21 protein-coding genes are annotated in these 20,031 nt (G+C 67.5%); 5 read left to right on the forward strand and 16 right to left on the reverse strand.

Annotated features, from left to right (window positions below; translation table 11 throughout):
• Nucleotides 1-18: 18 nt before the first annotated feature.
• The 12 genes from CYR75_RS09075 to CYR75_RS09130 form a co-directional block, all read right to left on the reverse strand.
• A complete protein-coding gene (locus CYR75_RS09075; protein ID WP_101499751.1) occupies nucleotides 19-867 on the reverse strand; it encodes an outer membrane protein assembly factor BamD in 849 nt (282 codons plus the stop codon).
• Between the two features lie 136 nt (nucleotides 868-1,003).
• On the reverse strand, nucleotides 1,004-1,942 hold the full coding sequence (gene lpxC, locus CYR75_RS09080; RefSeq protein WP_101499752.1) for a UDP-3-O-acyl-N-acetylglucosamine deacetylase: 939 nt from the start codon (nucleotides 1,940-1,942) through the stop codon (nucleotides 1,004-1,006).
• Between the two features lie 250 nt (nucleotides 1,943-2,192).
• Nucleotides 2,193-3,812 (reverse strand): cell division protein FtsZ, encoded by a 1,620-nt coding sequence (gene ftsZ, locus CYR75_RS09085; protein ID WP_101499753.1) that lies wholly within the window; start codon nucleotides 3,810-3,812, stop codon nucleotides 2,193-2,195.
• A 222-nt stretch (nucleotides 3,813-4,034) separates the two neighbouring features.
• Nucleotides 4,035-5,369, reverse strand: a complete 1,335-nt coding sequence (ftsA, locus tag CYR75_RS09090) for a cell division protein FtsA (RefSeq protein WP_101499754.1) — start codon at nucleotides 5,367-5,369, stop codon at nucleotides 4,035-4,037.
• A 27-nt stretch (nucleotides 5,370-5,396) separates the two neighbouring features.
• Entirely contained in the window at nucleotides 5,397-6,383 is a 987-nt protein-coding gene (locus tag CYR75_RS09095; protein ID WP_101499755.1) for a cell division protein FtsQ/DivIB, read from the reverse strand.
• Complete coding sequence (locus tag CYR75_RS09100; protein WP_101499756.1) at nucleotides 6,371-7,294, reverse strand: D-alanine--D-alanine ligase; 924 nt, start codon at nucleotides 7,292-7,294, stop codon at nucleotides 6,371-6,373. Before CYR75_RS09100 ends, CYR75_RS09095 begins: the two co-directional genes overlap by 13 nt.
• A 104-nt stretch (nucleotides 7,295-7,398) precedes the next feature.
• Nucleotides 7,399-8,271 (reverse strand): NAD-dependent epimerase/dehydratase family protein, encoded by an 873-nt coding sequence (locus tag CYR75_RS09105; RefSeq protein ID WP_101499757.1) that lies wholly within the window; start codon nucleotides 8,269-8,271, stop codon nucleotides 7,399-7,401.
• The gene (locus CYR75_RS09110; RefSeq protein ID WP_101499758.1) at nucleotides 8,271-9,104 is read right to left on the reverse strand and encodes a glycosyltransferase; all 834 of its coding nucleotides are present in this window, start codon (nucleotides 9,102-9,104) and stop codon (nucleotides 8,271-8,273) included. The genes CYR75_RS09105 and CYR75_RS09110 overlap by 1 nt, the downstream gene beginning before the upstream one ends.
• 37 nt (nucleotides 9,105-9,141) lie before the next feature.
• Nucleotides 9,142-10,065: a UDP-N-acetylmuramate dehydrogenase gene (gene murB / locus CYR75_RS09115; protein WP_101499759.1), complete on the reverse strand. Its 924-nt coding sequence runs from the start codon at nucleotides 10,063-10,065 to the stop codon at nucleotides 9,142-9,144.
• A gap of 34 nt (nucleotides 10,066-10,099) precedes the next feature.
• Nucleotides 10,100-11,527, reverse strand: a complete 1,428-nt coding sequence (gene murC, locus CYR75_RS09120; RefSeq protein ID WP_101499760.1) for a UDP-N-acetylmuramate--L-alanine ligase — start codon at nucleotides 11,525-11,527, stop codon at nucleotides 10,100-10,102.
• A complete protein-coding gene (murG, locus tag CYR75_RS09125; RefSeq protein ID WP_101499761.1) occupies nucleotides 11,524-12,606 on the reverse strand; it encodes an undecaprenyldiphospho-muramoylpentapeptide beta-N-acetylglucosaminyltransferase in 1,083 nt (360 codons plus the stop codon). The genes murC and murG overlap by 4 nt, the downstream gene beginning before the upstream one ends.
• Nucleotides 12,606-13,769, reverse strand: a complete 1,164-nt coding sequence (locus CYR75_RS09130) for an FtsW/RodA/SpoVE family cell cycle protein (RefSeq protein WP_101499762.1) — start codon at nucleotides 13,767-13,769, stop codon at nucleotides 12,606-12,608. Before CYR75_RS09130 ends, murG begins: the two co-directional genes overlap by 1 nt.
• Nucleotides 13,770-14,014: 245 nt before the next feature.
• Between CYR75_RS09130 and CYR75_RS09135 the strand changes: the two genes are divergently transcribed.
• The 5 genes from CYR75_RS09135 to CYR75_RS09155 all read left to right on the forward strand — a co-directional run bounded on the left by CYR75_RS09135 (nucleotide 14,015) and on the right by CYR75_RS09155 (nucleotide 17,637).
• Nucleotides 14,015-14,215, forward strand: coding sequence for a twin transmembrane helix small protein (locus CYR75_RS09135; protein ID WP_101499763.1), 201 nt, complete (start codon nucleotides 14,015-14,017; stop codon nucleotides 14,213-14,215).
• Nucleotides 14,215-14,811, forward strand: coding sequence for a cob(I)yrinic acid a,c-diamide adenosyltransferase (locus CYR75_RS09140; protein ID WP_101499764.1), 597 nt, complete (start codon nucleotides 14,215-14,217; stop codon nucleotides 14,809-14,811). Before CYR75_RS09135 ends, CYR75_RS09140 begins: the two co-directional genes overlap by 1 nt.
• 104 nt (nucleotides 14,812-14,915) lie before the next feature.
• Nucleotides 14,916-15,674, forward strand: a complete 759-nt coding sequence (locus tag CYR75_RS09145) for an electron transfer flavoprotein subunit beta/FixA family protein (RefSeq protein WP_101499765.1) — start codon at nucleotides 14,916-14,918, stop codon at nucleotides 15,672-15,674.
• Nucleotides 15,674-16,600 (forward strand): electron transfer flavoprotein subunit alpha/FixB family protein, encoded by a 927-nt coding sequence (locus CYR75_RS09150; RefSeq protein ID WP_101499766.1) that lies wholly within the window; start codon nucleotides 15,674-15,676, stop codon nucleotides 16,598-16,600. Before CYR75_RS09145 ends, CYR75_RS09150 begins: the two co-directional genes overlap by 1 nt.
• A gap of 161 nt (nucleotides 16,601-16,761) precedes the next feature.
• A complete protein-coding gene (locus CYR75_RS09155; RefSeq protein WP_101499767.1) occupies nucleotides 16,762-17,637 on the forward strand; it encodes a 3-hydroxybutyryl-CoA dehydrogenase in 876 nt (291 codons plus the stop codon).
• 43 nt (nucleotides 17,638-17,680) lie between these two features.
• On the opposite strand, the gene CYR75_RS09160 is transcribed toward CYR75_RS09155, so the two are convergent.
• Genes CYR75_RS09160 through rapZ form a run of 4 tightly spaced genes read right to left on the reverse strand, consistent with a single transcriptional unit; the run spans nucleotide 17,681 to nucleotide 20,025 of the window.
• The gene (locus tag CYR75_RS09160) at nucleotides 17,681-18,361 is read right to left on the reverse strand and encodes a TetR/AcrR family transcriptional regulator (protein WP_101499768.1); all 681 of its coding nucleotides are present in this window, start codon (nucleotides 18,359-18,361) and stop codon (nucleotides 17,681-17,683) included.
• Nucleotides 18,362-18,365: 4 nt separating this feature from the next.
• The gene (locus tag CYR75_RS09165; RefSeq protein WP_225972665.1) at nucleotides 18,366-18,644 is read right to left on the reverse strand and encodes an HPr family phosphocarrier protein; all 279 of its coding nucleotides are present in this window, start codon (nucleotides 18,642-18,644) and stop codon (nucleotides 18,366-18,368) included.
• Nucleotides 18,641-19,060 (reverse strand): PTS sugar transporter subunit IIA, encoded by a 420-nt coding sequence (locus tag CYR75_RS09170; RefSeq protein WP_101499769.1) that lies wholly within the window; start codon nucleotides 19,058-19,060, stop codon nucleotides 18,641-18,643. Before CYR75_RS09170 ends, CYR75_RS09165 begins: the two co-directional genes overlap by 4 nt.
• Nucleotides 19,057-20,025 (reverse strand): RNase adapter RapZ, encoded by a 969-nt coding sequence (gene rapZ / locus CYR75_RS09175; RefSeq protein WP_101500969.1) that lies wholly within the window; start codon nucleotides 20,023-20,025, stop codon nucleotides 19,057-19,059. The genes CYR75_RS09170 and rapZ overlap by 4 nt, the downstream gene beginning before the upstream one ends.
• Nucleotides 20,026-20,031: the final 6 nt, after the last annotated feature.

The raw sequence follows: 20,031 nt of genomic DNA on the forward strand, positions 1-20,031 counted from the left end.
AGACCCCGGACGGGCCGGTTACAGCCATTTGCCCTGAATGACCTGACGATAGACGCGGGTCAGCCAGTTGTCGCCCTGCGGGGTCGCGGTCAGGCCGCGGCCGCGAAGCTGCGCGAAGGCGTCCTTGTAGAAGGGCGAGGACTGGAAGTTGTGACCCAGGATCGCGCCGGCGGTCTGCGCCTCGTCCGTGAGGCCAAGCGCCAGATAGGCCTCGACCAGCCGCATCAGCGCCTCGGGCGTGTGGGTGGTGGTCTGGAACTCCTCGACCACGACGCGGAAGCGGTTGACGGCGGCGGCGTGGTGGCCGCGCTTGAGGTAGTAGCGCCCGATCTCCATCTCTTTGCCGGCGAGATGGTCGAAGGACAGGTCGAACTTCAGGATCGAGCTGCGGGCGTATTCGCTGTCGGGATATTCCTCGATCACCTCGCGCAGCGATTGCAGCGCCTGGAAGGTCAGGCCCTGGTCGCGGCCGACATCGTCGATCTGGTCGTAATAGGACAGCGCCAGCAGGTATTTCGCATAGGCCGCGTCGTCGTCGCCCGGATAGGTGTCGATGAAACGCTGCGCCGCGCCGCGCGCGTCTTCGTATTTGCGGGCCTTGTGATAGCCATAGGCCTGCATGATCAGCGCCCGCTTGGCCCATTCCGAATAGGGATACAGCCGCTCGATTTCCGAGAAATAATACACCGCCGCATCGGGCTTGCTGTTGTTTTCCAGCTCGTATTCGCCGCGCTTGTAGATTTCCTCGGCGGTGAAATTGTCGACCGGCAGCTTCTGTCCCGCCCCGTCCCCGCCACCGCAACCTGCCAGAACAGCAGCGCACAGAATGACGGCAACCAGAGTTTTGGAAGAAACGGTGCGGACCATCGGAACCTGCCTGTCAGATACAAAACACCGGGCGACGAGTCAGCCCCGCGGGTCCGGACGTCCTAGCATAGAACATCAGGGGGCGCAAAATGGCAATGTGGTGAATTTACTTGGGCTTGCGCGGGTGCCGCGGCGGTCAGGCCACGGCGATCAGCGAGGGCGCCTGCACCGGGCCATAGGCGGCAACGCCGGCGCCCGGCAGCCGGCATTCCAGATCAGTCCCGCAGGTCACCCACTCCCACGCGTCGCGCTGCGCAAACAGCGCGCGCAGCAGCTTGTTGGTCAGCGCGTGACCGGCGCGGTTGCCGGTATAGCGCGCCAGCAGCGGCGCCCCGGCAAGCGCCAGATCGCCCATCGCGTCCAGCATCTTATGGCGCACGGCCTCGTCCTCGTGGCGCAGACCGCCCGGCGACAACACCTTGTCGCCATCGACCACGACCGCGTTCAGATAGGTGCCGCCAAGCGCGAGGCCGCCCTTGCGCATCGCCTCGACATCCGACTGGCGGCAAAAGGTCCGGCTGTCCATCAGCTCGCGCAGGAAGGCGCCGTTGGCCATGTCCAGCGTCTTTTCCTGCCGCCCGATGGCGGCGTCGTCGAACTCGATATGAAAGTCGATTTCCAGGTGATCGGCGGGCTCCAGACGGGCGACGGCGCGCCCATCGCGGACCTCGATCGGGCGGGTCAGGCGGATCGCGCGCAGCGTCGCCTCTTGCATGACGATGCCGGCTTCCAGAATGCCCGCGACGAATTCGGCCGAGGAACCGTCAAGGATCGGCACTTCGGGCCCATCCAGACGGATAAGCACATTGTGCAGGCCGGTGCCGGCGATGGCCGCCATGATGTGTTCGATGGTGGACACTTGGGCGCCGTCGTCATTGGCGATCAGCGTGCACAGGCGCGAGGACACCACGCGGTCCCACAGCGCGGGAATCCGGTTGCCACCGGCGGGCAGATCGGCGCGTTCGAAGACGATGCCGTGACCTGCGGGCGCGGGCAGCAGGGACATCCGAACGGCCACGCCGGAATGCAGCCCGACGCCGTTGAAATGTGCTGGTTTTGCCAAAGTCGCCTGCATGGTCCTGTCCGTTCTTATCAACCCGACGATAAAGCTTCGCCGGCTGACCTTAGTTAGGCACAGGCGCCAAAAGCCTCAATTAACGTTTTGTGACTCCTTGTAACAATGACAGGGGGATAGGCGCCTTGGGCCAGCCTTGCTGATGTGGACGGCGCGGCAAATGTGATCGCTGCGCGAAGGCGTCACCGGCCGTTGCGCATGAAAAAGGGCCGCTCGATGGCGGCCCTTCCGGTTCGGTGATGTGGTCGGATCAGTTGGCCTGACGGCGCAGGAAGGCCGGGATCTCGGCGTTGGTCGAGGGTTGGTCGTCGGCCAGATCGTCGAAATCGGCGTCCAGATTGCCCTGACGGCGCGCGGCGAGACGTTCGCTGACCCGGTCCGCGATCGAGGCCGAGGACGGCTTGTCGGCGGCCTGCCCGCCCGCCATCCGTTCGATCATGCGGCCCAGACCGGCCATGCGGCTTTCGCCACGGCTCGGCTGCTCGGGCGCGGCGGGACGCGGCGCGGCGGCCGGCGTCCGGGCCGAGGCACCGGGCTGCGCCGAGGCGGCGCGGCGCATCCGCTCGAGCACTTCGGCGGGCGGAGTGCCACGCGCGGCGCCGGCGCTGCGCGGGGCGACGAAATCGCCGGCGTTGTCGCTGATCGGGTCGGCATGGGGCGCACGGGCCTGCTCGCGCGGCTGATAGGCCGGGGCGGGCATGTCATCCTGGCTGGGCTGCGGCGCGGCCAGATCGACGCGGGCCGAGGCCGGGGGCGTGGCCCGGCGCGGCGGCAGCTCGTCCTGGGTGGCGCGGGCGACGGGCGCCTCGGCGCGGATGTCGACGCGGGGGGCCGGTGCCGGGGTGGCGGGCGCGGCGGCGGTCTCGACCCGGCGCGGCGGCGCGGGCGGTGCGGCCTCGGCGGCGACGGTGTCGATGCCGGTCGCGACGACCGACACGCGGATTGTGCCCTCCATCGCCGGATCGAGGGTCGAGCCGACGATGATGTTGGCGTCGCCATCAACCTTGTCGCGGATGATGTTCGCGGCCTCGTCAAGCTCGAACAGCGTCAGATCGGTGCCGCCGGTGATGTTGATCAGCACGCCCTTGGCGCCGTTCAGGCTGATTTCGTCCAGCAGCGGGTTGGCGATGGCCTTTTCGGCGGCCTGCACGGCGCGGTTTTCGCCCGTGGCCTCGCCCGTGCCCATCATCGCCTTGCCCATCTCGTCCATGACGGCGCGGACGTCGGCGAAGTCGAGGTTGATCAGGCCCGGCCGCACCATCAGGTCGGTGACGCCCTTGACGCCCTGATACAGCACGTCATCGGCCAGGGCGAAAGCCTCGGTGAAGGTGGTCTTTTCGTTGGCCAGCCGGAACAGGTTCTGGTTGGGGATGATGATCAGCGTATCGACGTGCTTTTGCAGCTCGGTCACGCCCTCATCGGCCTGACGCATCCGCTTGGTGCCTTCGAACTGGAACGGCTTGGTCACCACGCCGACGGTCAGGATGCCCATCTGGCGGGCGGCCTGCGCGATGATCGGGGCCGCGCCGGTGCCGGTGCCGCCGCCCATGCCGGCGGTGATAAAGCACATATGCGCGCCCTGCAGGTGATCGACGATATCCTCGATCGTTTCCTCGGCCGCGCGGGCGCCGACATCGGGCTTGGCGCCGGCACCAAGCCCTTCGGTCACTTTCGGACCCAGCTGGATGCGGCTGTCCGATTTCGACTGCTTCAACGCCTGCGCGTCGGTGTTGGCGACAACGAAAACGCAGCCCTCAAGCTGCTGATCGATCATGTTGTTGACCGCGTTCCCACCTGCCCCGCCGACACCGAAAACGGTGATGCGCGGGCTGAGATCGTCGTCGTCGTTCATCGTCAGATTGAGGTTCATGGTTTCCGCCTGTTGTTATATCCCGCCCGGCCTCGCGCGGGCGGTCGAATCCGCCGTATCCCCTGTCAGTTTAACGAATGGGGGCCTTAACGTCACCCATAAATCTGGGAAAATACGCAAAATCTTGTGGGCAAACAGGCCCATTCCGGCGGTATCTTGCCGATACCGCTGCATATAGCGGAAACGCGTTGCGCACCCACCATTAATCATTTCAGCGGCCTGTCACCAGTTGTTGCGAAACCAGCGATAGGCCCGTCGCAGCGAGCGCGACGGATAGGTTTCGGCGGGCATTTCAAAGTCCCACCATTCGTCCTGCGGATGGGCCGCGAACAGCGCCAGCCCCACGGCCGAGGCAAAGCCTGGCCCGGTCAGTTGATGCGGCAGCCCGTGGATGCGCAGCGGCCGCCCGATTCGCACGTTCCGCCCCAGCATCCGCGCCGCCAGCCCGTCCAGACCGGGGATCTGGCTGCCGCCGCCGGTCAGCACGACCTGCTGGCTGGGCATGTGGTCGAAGCCGGCGGCATCCAGCGTCGCTGCGACCTCTTCCAGGATCTCCTCGACACGCGGGCGCATGATGCCGATCAGATCGGCGCGGCTGACGGTGCGGCGGTCGGTCTCCCAGTCGCCGGTCTCGCCGCCCAGCTCGATCAGTTCGCGGTCGTCGCGGCCGGTCGCCTCGACCCCGCCATGCAGGGTCTTCAGCCGCTCGGCCACGCTCATGGGGACGCGCAGCCCTTGCGCGATGTCCTGCGTCACCAGATCGCCGCCCATCGGCACGGCATCGGCAAAGATCATGTGCTTGCGCACGAAGATCGAGCACCCGGTGACGCCGCCGCCCATGTCGATGCAGGCCGCGCCCAGTTCCTGCTCATCCTCGACCAGCGAGGACAGCGCCGACATATACGACCCCGATGCCACCCCGGCGAGTTCCATGTCGCAGCGCCGGATCACATGGATCAGGTTGTCGATCGCGTCGCCATCCACAGTCAGCACATGCATGTCGACGCCAAGGCTGGTCCCGGCATGTTCGCGCGGGTCCATCAGGCCCGACCGCCCGTCGACCAGGAAATTCACTGGCTGCGCGTGCAACACCTGCCGCCCGCGCCCGAAATCGGGGACGTCGCAGGCGCCCAGCACCTGCGCGATGTCGCCCTGCCCGACGCTGCCATTCTTCAGCGCGATCTCGCCCGCCAGCCCGTAAGAGGATGGCCGCGCGCCCGAGATGCAGGCAATGGCGTGATCGACGCGCACCCCAGCCAGCTTCTGCGCGGCCTGAACGGCGGTGCGGATCGCACGCTCGGTCTCGGCCATGGCCTCGATCTCGCCCATCCGCACCCCGCGAGAGCGGGTGGTCGCCGCGCCGATCACGCGGAAGCTGGTCTGGCCCGCCATCGGGCCCACGCCATCGGCCTCGCGATAGGTGCCGGGGCCGTCGAATTGCAGCACAAAGCAGGCGACCTTGGAGCTGCCGATATCCAGCACCGCCACCACGCCGCGTTGCAGCGCCGCCTGCCGCATGTTCCGCATTGCGCGCTGCTGCTGGTAAAGGTCTTTCATCGCTTGCCCCCTGTCATCGCCCGCCCTCTAGCCCTTCTTCTTATCGGTCTTGATCTCGCGCCCATCCGGCCCCAGCGGGTTCTGCCCCCGCTCGGCGCGGATGCGGTTCTGCGCGTCGAGGCCGATGCGCGCCAAGGGCCGCGTGCCGTCGCGCAGATCGACCAGCGAGATGTCGCGCGCCAGCATGTCGCCCGCCTGATCCAGCGCGATCAGCCGCTCGAGCGCGGCGACCGGCGCCTCTTCGGGCAGCAGGATGCGCTGGCCGCGATCCAGCACCACGTCCCAACGCCGCTCGCCCACCCGCTGCAACCCGCGCACGCGCGGCAGCAGCGGGCCGGCGGCCGCAAACAGTTGCAGCGCCTGATTGGCGTGGCGGTCCGCGCCCTCGCCCGCGATCAGCGGCAGGTCGGCCCGGACCGAGCGTTCGGAAACAGAGGCCACGCGATGCCCGGTCTCGTCCAGTTGCTCGATCCCGCGGGCGTGACGCCACAGCAGCGCCGGCTTGCGCTCGACCACGCGGGCCGCCAGCACGCCGTCGGGGCGGATGCGCAGCTCCACCTCGCGCACGGCGTCCAGCATCAGGATGTCGCGGCGCAGCTGATCCAGGTCGATATCGAAGCTGGAGGCCGGCAGATCGACCGGCAGCATCATCCGCAAGGCCCGATCGACCGGACCCGAAGCGCCGTTGATGGTCATCACCTTGACCATGAACTGTTCGCGGTTCTGGACCTTTTCGACCAGCCCGGTCAGCCCGCCCGACAGGCTGGCGCGGCGGTCGTCATCCGACAGCCAGAGCAGCGCGACAAAGGCGATCAGAAAGGCAGGCAGCCCGACGCGGGTCAGGCGGCGAAAGGCCGGCGTCAGCCACATCCGATGCAGCCGATAGGCCAGCCGCGAGGGCGCGGGGTCGCGCCGGGGCCGCTGCGCCTGCGCCTGTGGCCGGTCCCAGCTTTTGCGGGGCGGCGTCGGGCGCGGCGAGAAGCCGGCGCGCTGGTCGTGGTCTATGCCCTGCACAGCGCGTCCTCGATCAGCCAGGCGCAGAGCGCGGGAAAGTCGAGCCCGACCGAGGCCGCCTGCTCGGGCGCAAGCGAGGTCGGCGTCATGCCGGGCTGGGTGTTGGTCTCCAGCAGATACAGCCCGCGCAGGCCCTGCGCGTCGTTCCACCGGAAATCCGTCCGGCTGAGGCCCCGGCAACCCAGCGCGCGATGGGCGCGCAGCGCGTAATCGCGGCAGGCGACGGTGATGTCGTCGGGCACCTCGGCCGGGATGACGTGGCGCGACCCGCCGGTGCTGTATTTCGCGTCGTAATCATACCAGCCCGAGGTCAGGATCTCGGTCACGCCCAGCACCCGGTCGCCCATGACCGACACGGTCAGTTCGCGGCCCGGAATATAGGCCTCGACCATGACCGAGGGCGGCATCTGGTCGCCGATCCGCGCCGGTTCGGTCGCGCCTTCGGGCACGATATAGATGCCGACGCTGGAGCCTTCGGCATTGGGCTTGACGACATAGGGCGGCGGCATGGGGTGGGTCTTGCGGGCGATCTCGGTCGGGACGATGACGCTGTCGACGACCGGCAGCCCGGCCTCGCGATAGACCTGCTTGGTCCGCGTCTTGTCCATCGCCAGCGCCGAGGCCAGCACGCCGGAGTGGGTATAGGGGATCTGCAACCATTCCAGCAGGCCCTGGACGCAGCCATCCTCGCCCCAGCGGCCATGCAATGCGTTGAAGACGACATCGGGCGCGGCCTCGGTCAGCCGCGCGGGCAGATCCTGCCCCGCGTCAATCTCGGTCACCCGATAGCCCGCTTGCCGCAGCGCCTTGGCGCATTCTGCACCCGATGACAGCGACACCTCGCGTTCTGCCGAGGGGCCGCCCATCAGGACGACGACATGCGGGGCTGTCCTGCTCGACTCGCCCGCCATCTTGCCTTTCCGCCCGGTTGCAATCCGGGTCTGGTTCGCTGCCCGGTTGGTCCGGGTCATGACTGAAAACGAGTCTAGCGAAGTCGGGCGAATCAGGGAAGAGCCTATCTGCCCCGCGACGCAATTCCCGCCTGCGCCGCGATGTCGCGCAGCGTGGCCTGCAACCGGTCGATCCCGCCCCCGCGCCAGCCCCGTGCCGCCAGCCGATCCGTCCGCATGACGCGAAAGCCGGACGGGTCGGCGCGTTCGGGCAAGGTGCCGCCCGCCCCGGTGATCCGCGCCCACATCGCCAGCAGGTCGCGCCGGTCCAGCAGCAGGTCCGAGACGTTGTAGACACCGCGCAGCCCGTCCAGCCCCAGCCGCACGGCGGCCGCCAGATCGTCGCCATGCACCTCGCTGCCGATGCGCGGCGCGATGGGCTGGCCGGCGGCGAAATCATCGAAAAGATCCGCCCATTTGTGCCGCTGCCCCGGCCCCGGCGCGCCATAGACGCCGGTCGCGCGCAGCACCAGCGCGGGCTGGCCGCTGCCCATCAGCGCCTGTTCCGCCGCCAGCTTGGCCTGCCCGTAAAGCGTGTCGGGGCGGCAGCTCATGCCCTCGTCCAGCGGCCCGTCCTGCGGCCCATAGACCGCGCGCGAGGACAGGAACACCACCGGCACACCCGCTCGCGCCGCCTGATCGAACAGCCGGCGCGAACCGTCGAGGTTGCGGGCCAGAAACCCCGCCGGATCGTCGCCCTCGCCGCCGCGATAGCGGCCGGGCAGGTGATCGAAGGCGGCGTGAACAAGGGCGTCGAAGCCGCTGAGATCAGGTGGTTCTGCGTTGAGGTCATAGGCCAGATGCGCCACCTCGCCCGCGAAAAACCCCGGCACCGGGACGCTGCGGATCAGCACCGTCACCCGGTCGCCCGCGCGCAGCGCCTCGTTCACGATGAAGCGGCCGACCAGCCCGGTCCCGCCTGTGACAGCCAGCCGCATCAGCCCGGTCCGGGCAGGCTGGCCGGGTCCAGACGCGGCCCCTGGCCCGCATAGCCGCGCCACAACTCGATCAGCGGGCGCAGCCGATCGGCCTTGTCGTGATCCTGCCACGGCTTTTCATACTGGTAATGCAGGATCGAGATCTGCTGCCACGACCACAGCTCGGGCAGGTTCAGCCAGACATATTGCAGCATGTTGAAAAACACCGGCAGCCCGTGCCAGTCGGGAAAGAATTCCTGCAGGAAGGTCTGGTCGGTGCGCCGCCAGAACACGCCGGGCCGGTCCAGCCGGTCGAGCATCTGTTCAAAGCGCGCCTCGGACGGGCGGGCGGTGAAGACGCCGGAGTTGAGCCGGTGAAAATCCGTCAGGCTTTCATAGACATTCGGCGCCGCGCAGAACTCGGGATAGTCGAACAGCCGGTCGCAGTTTCGCAGCATGATCGCGTCGGCGTCGATGAAGACCACGGCGCGATATTCCGTCAACTGCCACAGCCGCAGCTTGACGAAATTGTCCAGCGGGGTGTGAAAGGGCGGCTTGTTGCCCTTGGTGAAGGCCGCGCGGGCGTGCAGCGCGTCGCGGGCATGGGTGGCGTTGAACCCGTCCGAGGTCGGCAGCAGATCGGTCGCGATCAGCCGCGCCCCCGCCTGCCGCAGCCGCGCCAGCGCGTCATCGGGAACGGCGGTATGCAGCACCACGCAATCGGCATCCGTCCCCGTCGCGCGGATCGAGTTGACCAGCGCCAGCGCGCCCAGCGCATAATCGTCATTCGTCGCCAGCGTGACATAGGCACGCGGACTGCCGGGCGGGGTTTCGGGGCGCAGACCTTGGGACATGGGACGCTTTCAGGGGGAACAGGCGACAGAAGACCGGTCAGGCGGGATCGCCGATGCGGATGACCTCCCATTGCAGGTCATGGCCGGACGTCTCGCGCACGCGGTCGCGGACCAGCTCGCCCAGGCCCTCCAGATCGGCGGCGGTGGCGTCCCCGACATTCAGAAGGAAATTCGGGTGCTGTTCGGACATCTGCGCGCCGCCGAGGCGATGGCCGCGCAGGCCCGCCGCCTCGATCAGCTTCCAGGCCTTCAGCTCGTGGCTGTCATCCGCGCGCCCGGTCGAGCTGAACCCGGCCGGGTTGCGAAAGGTCGACCCCGCGCTGCGGTCGCGCACCGGCTGCGTCGCGTCACGGCGGTCAAGCTGCTCCTGCATCCGGGCGTGGATCTGCTGCGGATCGCCGCGCTTGGCGCGGAACCGGGCGCGGGTGATGACACAGCCCTCTGGCAATTCGCTGTGGCGGTAAGCGAGGCGCAGATCGGCGGGCGACAGCGTGACGATGCGGCCATCGCGGGTCACGCAGTCGGCGTCGATCAGGTGGTCGGCGACGTAAGAGCCATAGCAGCCTGCATTCATCCGGACCGCGCCGCCGATGCTGCCGGGGATGGTCCGCAGGAAACCCAGATCAAGCCCCGCATCCGCCGCCTTGCGGGCAACATGGGCATCCAGCGCCGCCGCGCCTGCGGTGACGGTCTCGCGGTCGCAGGTGATGCCGTTGAAGCCGCGGCCAAGGCGGATCACCACGCCCCGGATGCCGCCATCGCGCACGATCAGGTTCGACCCGACGCCCATGGGAAAGACCGGAACCTCGGGCGGCAGGTCACGCAGGAAATCGGCAAGATCGTCCTGATCGGCGGGCTGGAACAGCCAGTCGGCGGGGCCGCCGACGCGCAGCCAGGTCAGCCCGTCCAGCGGACGCGCGGCGGTCAGCGTTCCGCGAACGGCTGGCAATTTGTGGTCCATCACGACGCTCCGTCAACGGGCCGCAAGGCGTGGCTCAGGCCGCGCGGGCCTGCAGCAGTTCCGGCAGGGCATAGGCCCAAGCCGAGATCGACCCCGCGCCGAGGCACACGACCATGTCGCCCGGCCGCGCCTGTTCGCGGACCAGCCGCGCCAGATCGTTTTCGTCCATGATCGCACGCGCGTGGCGATGGCCATGGGCGATCAGCCCGGCCACCAGATCGTCGCGGCTGGCGCCAGGGATGGGTTCTTCGCCCGCGCCATAGACCTCGACGATGCCGACGACATCCGCCTCGTTGAAGCAGGTGCAGAATTCCTCGAACAGGCTGGACAGGCGCGAATAGCGGTGCGGCTGGTGGACCGCGATGACCCGGCCCTTGGTCGATTGCCGCGCGGCCTTGAGGACGGCGGCGATTTCCACGGGATGGTGGCCGTAATCGTCGATGATGGTGACGCCCCCGACCTCGGCCACGCGGGTAAAGCGGCGGCCGACGCCAGCGAATTTCGCCAGCGCGGCGCGGATCTCGTCGCGCTTCATGCCCAGATGCCGGGCCACGGCAATCGCGGACAGTGCGTTCGAGACGTTGTGATCGCCGGGCATGGGCAGGGTGCAGTCGCGGATCATCGGCACCTCGCCGTCCTGCGGATCGGCCTCGCCCTGCAGCGCCACGTCGAAATGCGCGACGCCGTCCTGATAGTGCAGGTTCATTGCCCGCACATCGGCCTGCGCGTTGAAACCGAAGGTGACGACGCGGCGGTCATGCAGCTTGCCGACCAGAGCCTGCACCTCGGGGTGATCGGTGCAGCAGACGACCAGACCATAGAACGGCACCGACGACACGAAGTTGTAGAACCCTTCGCGCAAGCGGTCGAAATCGCCCCAATGCTCCATATGCTCGGGGTCGATATTGGTGACGATGGCGATGGTCGCGGGCAGACGGTTGAAGCTGCCGTCGGATTCGTCGGCCTCGACCACCATCCACTCGCCCTCGCCCGCCCGCGCGTTCGAGCCATAGGCGTGGATCACGCCGCCATTGATGACCGTCGGGTCGAAGCCGCCGGCATCCAGCAGCGTCGCCACCATGGTCGTCGTGGTGGTCTTGCCGTGGGTGCCGCCGATGGCGACGTTGGATTTCAGGCGCATCAGCTCGGCCAGCATCTCGGCCCGGCGCACGACGGGCAGGCCACGGCTGCGCGCCTCTTTCAGTTCCGGGTTGTCCTTGCGGATCGCGGTCGAGACCACGACCACCCCGGCCGCGCCGATATTCTCGGCCCGCTGCCCCTCGAACACGCGCGCGCCCAGCTGTTCCAGCCGGTCGGTGATCTTGGATTTCTTCGCGTCCGAGCCCTGCACGTCATAGCCCAGCGTCATCAGCACCTCGGCGATGCCAGACATGCCGATGCCGCCGATCCCGATGAAGTGGATGGGTCCGAGTTCGCCGGGAAGTTTGGTGGCGGCATTCATAAGGCAAGCTCCGTGACGAGGTCGTAAAGGCGCCGCGCCGCATCGGGCCGGCCAAGGGTGCGCGCGGCCTCGGCCATCTGGGCGGCACGGTGGGGATCGGTCAGAATGGCCGCGATGTCGCGTGTCAGGCTGGCAGCGTCAAGCACGGATTCGGGCAGAACGATGGCCGCGCCCGTATCGGCAAGAGGCCGCGCATTGGCCGACTGGTGATCGCCCGCCGCAGCCGCATAGGGGATCAGGATCGCTGGACGCCCGATGGCGGTGATATCGGCGACCGAGGACGCGCCGGCGCGGCTGATGACCAGATGGCATTCGCATAGCCGCTGCGGCACGTCGGAAAAGAAGGGCTGGACCAGGGCCTGAACGCCGGCCTCGGCATAGGCGGCGATGACGCGGTCCTGATCTTCGGCCCGCGCCTGATGGGCGATGGTCAGCCGCGCGCGCAGATCGGCGGGCAGGTCGGCCACGGCGACCGGCACGATGTCCGACAGCACGCGCGCGCCTTGGCTGCCGCCGATGACCAGCAGGTTCAGCGGCCCCTGTCCCGGCGGCTGATAGGCAGCCCCGGCGCGGTCCAGCACCGCCTGACGCACCGGATTGCCGGTAAAGGCACCCTCGACGCCGGCGGGGAGTTCCGTCGGCCAGATGCCGCAGGCGACGCGGTGGACGCGCGAGGCAAAGATCGCGTTCACCCGCCCCATCACCCCGTTCTGTTCGTGGATCATGCGCGGGATGCGCAGGGTCGAGGCCGCCGCCATCGCCGGGATCGTCGGATAGCCGCCAAACCCCACCACGACATCCGGGCGCTCGCGCCGAAAGGCCCGCCGCGCGGCCATGACGCCGGCCGCGATCCGGAAGGGGGCGGCCAGCTTGCCCGTGATCCCGCCGCGCGCCGTGGTGGCCGAGGACACGACCTCGCGCCGGACGGCGTCGGGGAAGGCGTCGGCATAGCGGGCGCCGCGATTGTCGGTGGACAGGGTGACGCGCCAACCGTGGGCCAGCAGCACCTCGGCCAGCGCCTGCGCGGGAAACATGTGCCCGCCGGTCCCGCCGGCTGCGATCAGGGCGTATCCCGGCATCAGCGGCTCCGCCGGATCACGTCGGCCATCTCGCCCTGCGCCCGGTGCCGGGTCAGCGCCAGCAGCATCCCCACCGCGATCCCCGAAGCGATCACGGACGAGCCGCCATAGCTGACAAAGGGCAGCGTCATGCCCTTGGCCGGCAGCAGCCGCACCGCCACGCCCATGTTGATCACCGCCTGAACGCCAAAGGCGCAGGCAAGACCGGTCCCGGCGATGCGGGCAAAGGCGTCGCGTTCGCGCAGCAGGCGCATCAGCGAGCGGAAGACGATGGTCGCGTAAAGCGCGATGATGACCAGCACCATCACCAGCCCGTATTCCTCGGCCGCGACGGCGATGATGAAATCGGTATGCGCGTCGGGCAGCGACCATTTGACCGTGCCCTCGCCCAGCCCGACGCCGAAGAATCCGCCCTCTTGAATGGCGTTGGTGGCATAGCCGATCTGGGTGCGGGGGTCGATCTCGCTGCTGAGGAAACCGTCGATGCGGCGGGCGAAATGCTCGGAGGCGCCATAGGAGAACAGGCCGAAGCCTACGACCAGCCCGCCCGCGCCCAGCAGCCAGAACAGCGACGCGCCGGACACGAAGAACATCACCCCCCAGGAGAACATCACCAGCGAGGCCTGCCCGAAATCGGGCTGCGCGGCCAGCACCAGCGCCACGAATACCGCGAGGACAAAGCTGAAGCTCTTGCCCTGCGGGCCGCCGACCTCTTGACTGGCGGCCATGCACCAGGCGGCGGCGGCGACGAAACAGGGCTTCAGGAACTCGGACGGCTGGACCGAGGCAAAGCCGAGGCTCAGCCAGCGGGTCGCGCCCTTGCCGAAATCGGTGCCGATGAAGGGCAGCGCCAGCACCACCAGCCCGGCGACGAAGAACCCCAGCACCCCCAGCCGGCGCACCTGCCGCGGCGTCAGCAGCGAGATGACGAACATCGCCAGCAGACCCATGCTGCCGAACACCGCCTGACGGGTGACATAGTAGAAGGGCGGCAGGTTGTTCTTTTCCGCCAGCGGGACCGACGCGGCCAGCCCCAGCACCAGCCCGAAGGCGAACAGCATCAGCACCGCGAACAGCGACCAACGGTCGATCGTGCGCCACCATTTCGGAAGAATCGGGTCGCCAGCCCGAACGGGCGTCGCGCCAAAGACCATCTCGGTCATGGGAATACCGCTTTCACTGCCTGTGCCTGTCGCCCGCTTGTGCGGATCTGTGAGGGGCAGCATAACCCGATTGTCCCGGCCGCGCTACACATGATTGCGCCGTCTGCGGCAATGCCGGCCCGACCCATGCCACACCGCTTGGCACGGCCCTGTCGGCGCCCGGTCCAATTTCCGGCAACGTGACGTCTGGACCCCGGCCCGGCCGCTCGTTACGGTGCCGCCGCGCATAACCGCAGGAACCGCCCATGAGCCAAGACCCCATCTTCATCGCGATCCTGATCGTGATGGTTGCCGTGGTGGTGATCCTTGCCGTCGGCATCTTCGGCTTTGGCGTCGGCGGCAGCTTCAACGCGCGCAACGGCAACCGCATGATGCGCTGGCGGCTGATCGGACAGGCGATCGCCGTGGCCATGATCCTGCTGTTCCTGTGGCTGCGTAGCGGCTGATGGTCGTCCTGAACCGCATATATACCCGCACCGGCGATGACGGCGAAACCGCGCTGTCGGATGGCAGCCGCACGGTCAAGCATGATCCACGGGTCGAGGCCTATGGCACGGTGGACGAGCTGAACGCGGTTTTGGGCCTCGCCCGGCTGGCGGCGGGCGAGAACCCGCAGATCGAGACCGCCCTGCAGATGATCCAGAACGAACTGTTCGACCTCGGCGCCGATCTGTCGCGGCCGGACATGGCGGGCGACGCGGACGCGCCCTATCCGGTGCTGCGGATGCAGCCCGAACAGACGCGCCGGCTGGAACAGCAGATCGACGCCATGAACACCCGGCTGGAACCGCTGCGCAGCTTCGTGCTGCCCGGCGGCAGCTTGTTGGCCACGCAGTTGCATGTCGCCCGCACCGTCGCCCGCCGGGCCGAGCGTCGCACGACCGCGCTGGCCGCGGCGACCGGCGGCGATGTGAACCCCGATGCCGCGCGCTATCTCAACCGCCTCTCGGACTGGCTGTTCGTCGCGGCGCGGATCGCCAATCTCGATTTCGGGGGCGACCTGCTGTGGCAGCCGGGCGCCGGCCGGACTGCGGAGGCGTGATGATCGTCAACGCAGCGTCATGGGCTTTTGCCCTGTTCGCGCGCATGAAGCGCGGCTATCAATTCAACCCAAATGCTTGAGGCAATGAAAGGGAGTCAGTGCCGATGAAGGTCCTTGTGCCAGTAAAGCGCGTGATCGACTATAACGTGAAAGCCCGGGTCAAGGCCGACGGCTCTGGCGTCGATCTTGCGAACGTGAAGATGTCGATGAACCCCTTCGACGAAATCGCCGTCGAAGAGGCGATCCGGCTGAAGGAAAAAGGCGTCGCCGAAGAGGTCGTCGTGGTCTCGATCGGGGTCAAGCAGGCGCAGGAAACGCTGCGCACCGCGCTGGCCATGGGCGCCGACCGCGCCATTCTGGTCATCGCCGCCGATGATGTGCATAACGACATCGAACCCCTCGCCGTCGCCAAGATCCTCAAGGCCATCATCGACGAGGAACAGCCCCGGCTGGTCATCGCCGGCAAGCAGGCCATCGACAACGACATGAACGCCACCGGCCAGATGCTGGCGGCGCTGCTGGGCTGGGGTCAGGCGACCTTTGCCAGCAAGCTGGAAATCGACGGCGACGCCGCCAAGGTGACGCGCGAGGTCGATGGCGGCCTGCAGACGATCAGCGTCAAGCTGCCGGCCATCGTCACCGCCGACCTGCGCCTGAACGAGCCGCGCTATGCCAGCCTGCCCAACATCATGAAGGCCAAGAAAAAGCCGCTGGACGAAAAGACCGCCGCCGATCTGGGCGTCGATGTCACGCCGCGGCTGGAAATCCTCTCGACCGCCGAACCGGAGGGCCGCAAGGCCGGGATCAAGGTCGAGTCGGTGGACGAACTGGTCTCGAAACTTAAAGAAGCGGGGGTTGTGTGATGGCTGTTCTGCTGCTGGGTGAAGTCACCAACGGAGAGTTGAACCGCGACTCGACCGCCAAGGCCGTGAACGCGGTCCGCACGCTGGGCGATGTGACGGTGCTGTGCGCCGGCGCCAGCGCCCGCGCCGCCGCCGAAGCCGCCGCCAAGATCGACGGCGTGGCCAAGGTTCTCGTGGCCGAAGACGCGCTGTATGGCCACCGTCTGGCCGAGCCGACGGCGGCGCTGATGGTCAGCCTCGCCGGGGATTATTCCCACATCGCCGCGCCGGCGACCACGGATGCCAAGAACGTCATGCCGCGCGTCGCCGCGCTGCTGGACGTGATGGTGATCTCGGACGTGGCCGAGGTGGTCGATGCCGACACCTTCAAGCGCCCGGTCTATGCCGGCAACGCGATCCAGACCGTGCGGTCCAAGGACGCGACCAAGGTCATGACCATCCGCACCGCCTCGTTCGACGGCGCGGGCGAGGGCGGATCGGCCCAGATCAGCGACGCCGCCACGGCCGACGATCCGGGCCTGTCGTCCTGGGTCGCGGACGAGGTCGCGGAAAGCGACCGTCCGGAACTGACCTCGGCCGGGCGCGTCGTCTCGGGCGGGCGCGGCGTCGGCTCGGAAGAGAATTTCGAGCTGATCGAAAAGCTGGCCGACAAGCTGGGCGCCGCCGTCGGCGCCTCGCGCGCGGCGGTCGATTCAGGCTTTGCCCCGAACGACTGGCAGGTCGGCCAGACCGGCAAGGTCGTCGCACCCGAACTGTATGTCGCCGTCGGCATCTCGGGTGCGATCCAGCACCTTGCCGGGATGAAGGACAGCAAGGTCATCGTGGCGATCAACAAGGACGAGGAAGCCCCGATTTTCCAAGTCGCCGATTACGGGCTGGTGGGCGATCTGTTCACCATCCTGCCGGAACTGACCGAGAAGCTGTAAGACCGGGCGGCCCTCGGCCGCCTGACCACGACAAGACAGCAAACGCCGCGATCTTTCGCGGCGTTTTCCGTTTCATGGCGCGAACCCGCCCTGCCGACAGTTGCGCATTGATCCCGACCCCCGCGCACCATATCGTCCCGGCAACGGCAAAAGGAGTTGTCATGGCTATTCAATCGGTGGGGATCGTCGGCGCGGGCCAGATGGGGAACGGGATCGCGCATGTCTTTGCGCTTGCAGGATATGACGTGCTGATGACCGATGTCAGCACCGAGGCGATGGAAAAGGCGATGAGCCTGATCGACCGCAACCTCGAACGGCAGCTTCGCGGCGACAAGATCACCCAGTCGGAAAAGGACCAGGCCTTCGGGCGGATCAAGACCACGCCGACGCTGACCGATCTGGGCCAGTGCGACCTGATCATCGAGGCCGCGACCGAGAAGGAAGCGATCAAGCACAAGATCTTTGAGGAGCTGCTGCCGCATCTGAAGCCCGAGACGATCCTGACCTCGAACACCTCCTCGATCTCGATCACCCGGCTGGCCAGCCGCACCGATCGGCCGCACCGCTTCATGGGCTTCCACTTCATGAACCCGGTGCCGGTGATGCAACTGGTCGAACTGATCCGCGGCATCGCCACCGACCAGGAAACCTATCAAACCCTGCTGCAGGTGGTCGAACAGATCGGCAAGACCTCGGCCACGGCCGAGGATTTCCCCGCCTTCATCGTCAACCGCATCCTGATCCCGATGATCAACGAGGCGGTCTATACGCTGTATGAGGGCGTCGGTTCGGTCAAATCCATCGACCAGTCGATGAAGCTGGGCGCGAACTGGCCGATGGGCCCGCTGGAACTGGGCGATTTCATCGGTCTGGACACCTGCCTTGCGATCATGAACGTGCTGCATGACGGGCTGGCGGATACGAAATACCGTCCCTGCCCGCTGCTGGTGAAATATGTCGAGGCGGGGTGGCTGGGCCGCAAATCCGGCCGCGGCTTCTATGACTACTCCGGCGAGACGCCGGTTCCGACGCGCTGACCCTTCGGTGCGGGGCGCGCAATGCGCCCCCGCCCCCGCCCCCTCAATCGTCCGAGCGCGGCCCGCCGATGGGCCATTTCCCCGCAATCCAGGGCGAGGGCGCGAAGTCGGGCGCGATCAGGCCCAGACCGGTCAGATAGGACCGGCAGGCAAGGATCAGGCTTTCATGCGGCGAGGAGGTGGGCGCCGGCGCGTCCGGTCCGCCCATGCAGAACAGCGACACGGTGCCATGCGCCAGCGCCCAGATGTGATTGGCGACCATGCGCGGATCGGGCCGGCGCGCTTCCGGCAGCGGCGCGGACAGCACCTTGATTGCGTTGACCAGTTCCGCCAGACCCTGCTCGTTCCGCTGCCACGCGGCGGACTGCCCGTCCACCGCCAGCCCAGATTCGAACATCGCGCGATAAAAGGCGGGTTGCGCGAGGGCAAAGTCCAGATAGGCCTCACCCATCCGCGCCAGCCCCATCACCGGATGCGGCTTGCCGCCATCCCAGGCCGTCCGCATGACCTGACCGAGTTCCGAAAAACCGCGCTGCGCCACCTCGGCCAGCAATTCCTCGCGCCCCTGATAGTGGCGATAGGGCGCGGCGGCCGACACGCCCGCGCGCCGGGCGGCCTCGGCCAGGGTAAAGCCCTGCGGGCCGCATTCACCGATCAGGTCCGCCGCCGCCTCGACCAATGCCTCGCGCAGATTGCCGTGGTGATAGGAACGTCGTGCCGTCAATGATTCAGATGCCCTCGCCAAATCGGTCAGCGATCAGCGCGCTCAGCGCCCGTGCCAAGCCCTCGGCCTCGGGGCCGGCGGTCTCGATCTCGATCTCGGTTCCGCGGCTGGCGGCCAGCATCAGCAGCCCCATGATCGAATCGCCCGAGACGGTCATGCCGTCGCGGCTGACCCGCGCCTCGGCGTCGAAGCGTTCGACGATCTCGACGAACTTCGCCGATGCGCGCGCGTGCAGGCCCTTTTCGTTGACGATGGGCAGACACAGCCGGACCGGCGCCGTCACTGGGCCACCCGCCCCGGCTTTTGCACCTCGGCGCTGACCCGATAGCTGTCGATGTATTTGCGTCCCGCCTCGGCCGCCAGATCGGCGGCCTCGGTCGCCGGCAGATGCCGCAGCTTGGCCAGCTTGAGCAGCATAGGCAGGTTCGCGCCATACAGGATCACACGGTTCTGCACCGCGCAGGCCGGCAGCGACAGGTTCGAGGGCGAGCCGCCGAACAGATCCGTCACCACCACCACCCCGTCGCCGCGGTCGACATCGTCGGCGGCGTCGCGAATCTCGCGGCTTTTCGCATCGCGATCATGCCGGTCCTCGATGGTGATGGTCCGCATGCCGCTTTGCGGTCCGACGACATGTTCAACTGCCGCCATATATTCCCGTGCCAATCCGCCATGGGCGACAATGACAATCCCGATCAAATCTGCGTCCCCTGAGGCGTCGAAGCCGAAATCGCGTGATGTGCCGCGTCCGCTGCGCGGCGTTCCAGTTCCCTGTGCCGTTTTGACACCTGCCAGCCCTGCTCCGCAAGCGCTGCCGCCATCAATTCCGTCAAAGTGACGGAACGATGTTGGCCGCCCGTGCATCCGAAGCCGATGGCCACATGAGTTTTCCCCTCGGCCAGATGTGCAGGCAAAACGAAAAGAATCAAGTCCCGAACGCGGGTGAAAAACTCGTCAAAGCGCGAATCTGCGCGGATATGCGCCTGAACCGCGTCATTTCGCCCGTCCTGTGCGCGCAACTCGGGCTGCCAATGCGGATTGTCGAGGAATCGACAATCAAACATGATGTCGATGCCGCGCGGCACCCCGCGTTTGTAGGAAAAGCTTTGCACCGAGACGGTCAGCCGCTGCGTCTCGCCGGTGTCGAAGAACCGCGCCAGCTCGGTCTTCAGATCATGGGGCGACATGTCCGAGGTGTTGACCAGCACATCGGCCCGCGCCCGGATCGCGGCCAGCAGGTCCTTTTCCGCCTCGATCCCGTCCATCGGCGCGCCCGCCTCGGCCATCGGGTGACGGCGCCGCGTCTCGTTGAAGCGGCGCACCAGCGTCGAGGAGTCGCAGTCGAGATACAGAACCTCGGGCGCATAGCCGGGATGCCGGGTCAGCCGGTCGATCAGCTCGATCACCGCCGTCGCGGAAAAGTCGCGGTTGCGCACATCTAGCCCCAGCGCCAGCGGGGTCGGACGCGGCGGCCCGTCCAGCAGGCGCGGGATCAGCGAAAAGGGCAGGTTGTCGATGGCCTCATATCCCAGATCCTCGAGCACGTGGATCGCGGTCGAGCGTCCGGCCCCGGACGGGCCCGTGACCAGCACAAGCCGGGTCACGTCCTCGTCCGTATCCTCGGCGCGCGGGGTCGGGTCTGGGTCCTGATCGGGCGCCGCCATCTGCTG

This window comes from Paracoccus jeotgali (assembly GCF_002865605.1).
GTDB lineage: Bacteria > Pseudomonadota > Alphaproteobacteria > Rhodobacterales > Rhodobacteraceae > Paracoccus > Paracoccus jeotgali.

Excerpts from the sequence above, each read along its gene's own strand:
- CYR75_RS09075 (WP_101499751.1), bottom strand. The coding sequence starts at position 867 with ATGGTCCGCACCGTTTCTTCCAAAACTCTGGTTGCCGTCATTCTGTGC.
- lpxC (WP_101499752.1), bottom strand. The coding sequence starts at position 1,942 with ATGCAGGCGACTTTGGCAAAACCAGCACATTTCAACGGCGTCGGGCTG.
- ftsZ (WP_101499753.1), bottom strand. The coding sequence starts at position 3,812 with ATGAACCTCAATCTGACGATGAACGACGACGACGATCTCAGCCCGCGC.
- ftsA (WP_101499754.1), bottom strand. The coding sequence starts at position 5,369 with ATGAAAGACCTTTACCAGCAGCAGCGCGCAATGCGGAACATGCGGCAG.
- CYR75_RS09100 (WP_101499756.1), bottom strand. The coding sequence starts at position 7,294 with ATGGCGGGCGAGTCGAGCAGGACAGCCCCGCATGTCGTCGTCCTGATG.
- CYR75_RS09105 (WP_101499757.1), bottom strand. The coding sequence starts at position 8,271 with ATGCGGCTGGCTGTCACAGGCGGGACCGGGCTGGTCGGCCGCTTCATC.
- CYR75_RS09110 (WP_101499758.1), bottom strand. The coding sequence starts at position 9,104 with ATGTCCCAAGGTCTGCGCCCCGAAACCCCGCCCGGCAGTCCGCGTGCC.
- murB (WP_101499759.1), bottom strand. The coding sequence starts at position 10,065 with ATGGACCACAAATTGCCAGCCGTTCGCGGAACGCTGACCGCCGCGCGT.
- murC (WP_101499760.1), bottom strand. The coding sequence starts at position 11,527 with ATGAATGCCGCCACCAAACTTCCCGGCGAACTCGGACCCATCCACTTC.
- murG (WP_101499761.1), bottom strand. The coding sequence starts at position 12,606 with ATGCCGGGATACGCCCTGATCGCAGCCGGCGGGACCGGCGGGCACATG.
- CYR75_RS09130 (WP_101499762.1), bottom strand. The coding sequence starts at position 13,769 with ATGACCGAGATGGTCTTTGGCGCGACGCCCGTTCGGGCTGGCGACCCG.
- CYR75_RS09135 (WP_101499763.1), top strand. The coding sequence starts at position 14,015 with ATGAGCCAAGACCCCATCTTCATCGCGATCCTGATCGTGATGGTTGCC.
- CYR75_RS09140 (WP_101499764.1), top strand. The coding sequence starts at position 14,215 with ATGGTCGTCCTGAACCGCATATATACCCGCACCGGCGATGACGGCGAA.
- CYR75_RS09145 (WP_101499765.1), top strand. The coding sequence starts at position 14,916 with ATGAAGGTCCTTGTGCCAGTAAAGCGCGTGATCGACTATAACGTGAAA.
- CYR75_RS09150 (WP_101499766.1), top strand. The coding sequence starts at position 15,674 with ATGGCTGTTCTGCTGCTGGGTGAAGTCACCAACGGAGAGTTGAACCGC.
- CYR75_RS09155 (WP_101499767.1), top strand. The coding sequence starts at position 16,762 with ATGGCTATTCAATCGGTGGGGATCGTCGGCGCGGGCCAGATGGGGAAC.
- rapZ (WP_101500969.1), bottom strand. The coding sequence starts at position 20,025 with ATGGCGGCGCCCGATCAGGACCCAGACCCGACCCCGCGCGCCGAGGAT.